The 3,825-nt window shown below is 70.0% G+C and carries 6 protein-coding genes; 2 read left to right on the forward strand and 4 right to left on the reverse strand.

From position 1 onward, the window contains the following. Both VIR15_RS19425 and VIR15_RS19430 read right to left on the reverse strand, forming a co-directional pair. Positions 1-275: anti-sigma factor family protein (locus tag VIR15_RS19425; protein WP_331930814.1), on the reverse strand; the 275-nt coding region annotated here is incomplete at its 3' end. After that, positions 272-793, reverse strand: a complete 522-nt coding sequence (locus VIR15_RS19430) for a sigma-70 family RNA polymerase sigma factor (protein WP_331930816.1) — start codon at positions 791-793, stop codon at positions 272-274. The genes VIR15_RS19430 and VIR15_RS19425, both read right to left, overlap by 4 nt. 150 nt (positions 794-943) lie before the next feature. Here VIR15_RS19430 and VIR15_RS19435 point away from each other — a divergent pair, with 150 nt between their 5' ends. Beyond that, on the forward strand, positions 944-1,528 hold the full coding sequence (locus tag VIR15_RS19435) for a dihydrofolate reductase family protein (protein ID WP_331930818.1): 585 nt from the start codon (positions 944-946) through the stop codon (positions 1,526-1,528). Between the two features lie 191 nt (positions 1,529-1,719). On the opposite strand, the gene VIR15_RS19440 is transcribed toward VIR15_RS19435, so the two are convergent. Then, entirely contained in the window at positions 1,720-2,676 is a 957-nt protein-coding gene (locus VIR15_RS19440; protein WP_331930820.1) for a cation diffusion facilitator family transporter, read from the reverse strand. A gap of 29 nt (positions 2,677-2,705) precedes the next feature. Then, complete coding sequence (locus tag VIR15_RS19445) at positions 2,706-3,089, reverse strand: YciI family protein (RefSeq protein WP_331930822.1); 384 nt, start codon at positions 3,087-3,089, stop codon at positions 2,706-2,708. A gap of 170 nt (positions 3,090-3,259) precedes the next feature. On the opposite strand from VIR15_RS19445, the gene VIR15_RS19450 reads away from it, so the two are divergent. Further along, on the forward strand, positions 3,260-3,825 hold a 566-nt coding region (locus tag VIR15_RS19450), incomplete at its 3' end, for an MBL fold metallo-hydrolase (RefSeq protein WP_331930824.1).

The raw sequence follows: 3,825 nt of genomic DNA on the forward strand, positions 1-3,825 counted from the left end.
CGGCGAGCACGCGTGGCCGCCGCGGCGGTGAGCAGCCTCGTGAGCAGGTCGGGCGACGGCGTCACCGGGACGGGTTGCGGTCGGGGGCGCTGCGATGGCGCCGGCTCGGGGGGCGCCACCCGGGCGAGCAGAGCGGGCAAACCCTCGAGCTCGGCGAGCTCCTCCCGACACTGGGCACAGGTCGGCAGGTGCCGCTCGACCGTTGCCCGGTCGTCCGGGTCTGCCTTGCCGAGGACGTAGACGCCGAGGAGCGGGTGGACATCGTGGCAGTTCATGGGGTCAGTCCCCTCTCCTCGAGCGTGAGCCGGAGTGCGCGCAGCGCGTAGTACGTGCGGGACTTGACGGTGCCCGCGGGGATGCGGAGCTCCTGGGCCGCCTCGGCGACCGAGCGTCCCCGGTAGTACAGCTCAACGATGACGTCGCGGTGCTCCCGGCTCAGTGCGCTGAGCGCCTCGGACACGATCCAGGCGTCGAGGGCGCTGTCGATGTCGTCCTGGGAACTCTCGACGCGCTCCAGCGCCGTGTCCGGCACCTCGCGGGGACGCGCCGCGCGGGCCCGCACCGCGTCGACGGCGAGGTGTCGCGCGACCGTGTAGAGCCATGGTCGGACCGGGCCACGCTCGGGGCGGATCGCCTCCGGGTGCTGCCAGGCGCGCAGCAGGGTCTCCTGGACGATGTCCTCGGCACGCCCACGGTCGCCCGCGGTGAGCCGGAGGACGTGCTGGAACAGGGCGCCCGCGTGCTCGTCGTACAGCCCGCGCAGGACGGCCTCGTCAGCGTGTGAGAGGACCACAACTGGTGCACGCACCACGAGGCCGGCCGGTTCACCCCAAGTGGGCAGGAGGAGTCGTAAAAGAGTGGAACCCGCGGCCGACGGTTGACACGGTGGAAGGACGGGTCAGACGACGGACCCGCCACGGACACCACCTCGGAAGGGGACGTCATGCCAGAACTTCTCGTCGACTTCATCACCTCCCTCGACGGATACGGGGCCGCAGAGGGTTGGCCCGGCTGGTGGGGACTGGAAGGACCCGAGTACCTCGCCTGGCTGGGAGAGCAGCCCGACGACAACACGATCCTGATGGGTGCGACCACCTACCGGCTCATGTCCGAGCTCGCCACCGCGGGCGAGCCGGGCACCGACGTGCTGGCTGGCCGGTCCAAGGTGGTCTTCTCCACCACCTTGACTGAACCGCTGGCGTGGCCGAACACGGAGCTGGTCTCACGCGACCCGATCGAGGCAGTTCGGAAGCTCAAGGAATCGGGCACCAGGCCGCTGACGACCCTGGGCAGCCTCACCTTGTGCCGTTCTCTCCTCAACGCCGGCCTCGTGGACCGATTCCGGGTCGGCGTCTTCCCGGTCATCACCGGGCGCACCGGGCGAGACCGGATCTACGACGGCTACCCCGACGTTGCCCTCGACCTCGTCGACAGTCGCACCTTCGACGGCCGGATCCAGATGCTCGAGTACGTGCCCAGGGTCCTGGCCGGCCCGCCCCAAACCAGCAACGCAGACCCGTCGAGGTAGGAAGCGTGCCGCGGCCACCCGAGCGTAAGGTGCCGTATGCCGCTGAGCCGGCTCAGCGGCATACGACTCCGTTGTGCTTCAGAAGTTCCCGGACGCCGTGACGACGTCCTCCTGGTGGATCGGCGTCGGGACGAACGCGACGGTGTTGGGCGCGCTGGTCCGGTACTCCGGGTGTGGGCCTCGATGGCCGGTCACGCCTCGATGGCGGGAGCTCCTGGGGTGGACAGCGTGAGCAGGGCCCGCTCGACGAGCTCGTGGTCCTCGATGCGCCGTTCGACGCGGGCAACCCGCTCCGCGACCCGTGCCTCGGGCTCGTCACCCGTCAGATCGACCGCGGCGATCATGAACACCTTTCCCGGACCGACAAACTCGAGGTGCAGGAAGGTGATTCGCTCGATCTCCCCGGTCTCGAGGAGGGCCGCGAGCGCGCGGGCCCGAATCGGGGCCGAGACCGCCTGGCCGACGAGGAAGTCCCTGTTCTTGTCGATGAGGAAGATGGCCAGGACCCCGAGCAGCAAGCCCACGAGGATCGAGCCGGCGGCGTCCCAAACGGGGTTGCCGGTGAGCTGGTGCAGTCCCATGCCGCCGGCGGCGAGGAGGATGCCGATGAGCGCAGCCGCGTCCTCGAAGTAGACGGCACGCAGGGTGGGGTTCGACGTGAGCGCGATGTAGCGCAGCGGGTGGAGGCGGGACCGCGCGGCGAGGCGTGCCGTCTGCCGACGAGCCTGCAGGAACGAGACGCCTTCGAGCACGAAGGCAAGGGCGAGGATGATGTAACCCCAGAGGTACTCGGTCTCCGACTCCTCGGCTGCGAGGCTCTGCACCCCGTGCCAGATCGACACGACCGACCCGGCGGTGAACAGCCCGAAGGCCGCGAACATGGACCAGACGTACGCCTCTCGCCCGTAGCCGAAGGGGTGCGTCCGGTCCCTGGGCCTGGCCGACAGGCGCGCCGCGACGAGCAGGAAGACCTCGTTGCCGACGTCCGCCCATGAGTGCGCCGCCTCGGCGACCAGCGACGCTGACCCGGTGAATGCCGCGGCGACCGACTTCGCGAGGGCAACGAGGACGTTGGCTGCGAGCGCGATGACGACGGTGAGCAGGCTCTCGTCCTTGGGTGGCTGTTCTGATGCCGCGAGATCGGCCATGCCTCACACCTACCCTCTGCGGAGCGTGCTCAGGCGTCAGGCATCGAGCGACGCTCTCCGATGGTGCGATCGGCGAACGGGAAGGCGAGCGAGCCGGCGCGCACCCACCACTCCATGACGTCGTACGTGAGCCGCCCCGCGAGAACGGATGGGTCAGCGTCCGACAGCCGCGCGGCCTCCGAAACGTCGCAGGCGAACACTGACATCCCGCGATACGACGGATCGCTCTGCTCGTCGAACGGCCCGTTGACCACCAGCACGCCCTGTCGGCCCAGCTCGGCCCGGTACGCGAGATGGCGCGCCTGCAGAGCGTCGAGCTCCTCGTCGGGCAACTCCGGCGCCTCGGCCGGGCGCCGCAGGATGACAACCGTGTAGACGTCGAACGCATCAGGGATGTTGGGATCGCGGGACACCGTTGCGCTCCTTGTCTGCTCCGCACGGCTCTGCATGGCTCGGCCTCATTGTCGCGCGCAGTCGGTGCCCGGAGTGGGCGAGAGCGTGCTCAGGCGAGGCGGACGAGGGCGCCTAGATTGGTCGGTGGCACATGCTGAGGGGAGCGTCCCTCGAGGGGAAGGAGGGCGGATTGCGGCTCACAGTCCTGGGCGGTGACGGCGGCTGGCCCCGAGCCGGGAGCGCGTGCAGCGGCTACCTCGTGCAGCGCGAGGGCTATGTGCTGCTCGTCGACCCCGGCTACGCGACCGCACCACTCCTGTTCTCGGTCGTGCCTCCTTGGGAGATCGACGCCGTCCTCGTCACTCACGGTCATCCGGACCACTGCGCGGACCTCAGCCCGCTGCTCCGCGCCCGGATATTCGATGACCATCCGGCGCCTGCCCTCCCGGTCCATGCTCCCGCGGGCGCTCTCGACGCCGTGCTGGCTCTCGACCGGCCCCAGCTCCTGCACGGTGCCGTGACCGTCTCGCATCTGGAGGATGGTGCGCGCCTGCAACTGGGGCCCTTCGAGATCGAGGCCACCGCACTGCCGCACACGTGGCCGAACCTCGGTTACCGGATCAGCACGGACGGACCATCCCTCGCGTACACCGGAGACAGCGGCCCCAGCGACCGACGGGTGGACCTCGCCCGCGACGTGACCGTCCTGCTGGCCGAAGCGAGCTACGCAGCGCGCGTGCCCGACGACGTGGTGGG

The sequence above is a fragment of the Intrasporangium sp. genome, assembly GCF_036566125.1.
In the GTDB taxonomy this organism is placed as follows: Bacteria; Actinomycetota; Actinomycetes; order Actinomycetales; family Dermatophilaceae; genus Intrasporangium.

Coding starts and splice junctions, on each gene's coding strand:
- VIR15_RS19440 (WP_331930820.1), bottom strand. CDS start 2,676: ATGGCCGATCTCGCGGCATCAGAACAGCCACCCAAGGACGAGAGCCTG.
- VIR15_RS19435 (WP_331930818.1), top strand. CDS start 944: ATGCCAGAACTTCTCGTCGACTTCATCACCTCCCTCGACGGATACGGG.